Source organism: Gilvimarinus gilvus (assembly GCF_030518155.1).
Taxonomy (GTDB): Bacteria; Pseudomonadota; Gammaproteobacteria; order Pseudomonadales; family Cellvibrionaceae; genus Gilvimarinus; species Gilvimarinus gilvus.
This window is the reverse complement of record NZ_JAULRU010000196.1, coordinates 1-311: the sequence shown is the minus strand read 5'-3', so window position 1 is coordinate 311 and position 311 is coordinate 1. Positions and strand designations below refer to the sequence as shown.

Annotated in this window: 1 protein-coding gene; it reads right to left on the bottom strand. The window is 43.7% G+C overall.

Going from position 1 to position 311, the window contains the following annotated elements; translation table 11 throughout:
* On the bottom strand, positions 1-285 hold a 285-nt coding region (locus QWI17_RS01610; RefSeq protein WP_302720741.1), incomplete at its 3' end, for a hypothetical protein.
* Positions 286-311: the final 26 nt, after the last annotated feature.

Here is a 311-nt window from a genome sequence, read left to right as displayed (position 1 = left end):
AGCTTTTTCCAGCAGAGTTTTGCATTCGTGAGTATGTTCCTGAGTACCATAACGTTGAACGAGCCCTAAAACAAACTGGCTCCTTTCGTCATTTTCTTTCAGGTATTCCACGTATTCCAGAGACGGTATTGACTCTGGCTCATCGACGTTGTGATCAATGACAGTGCCAGTCCCGAAACCTTGTTGGTTCAGATTTCTACTAAAAAAGGAACCAAAGGAATTATCGAAGGATCGAATTTCACCTCCAGTAATGGGGTTTTGTGAGGCTACCTCCTTCAGGGACAAATGACCTGTATCAGTAACCGAGATCA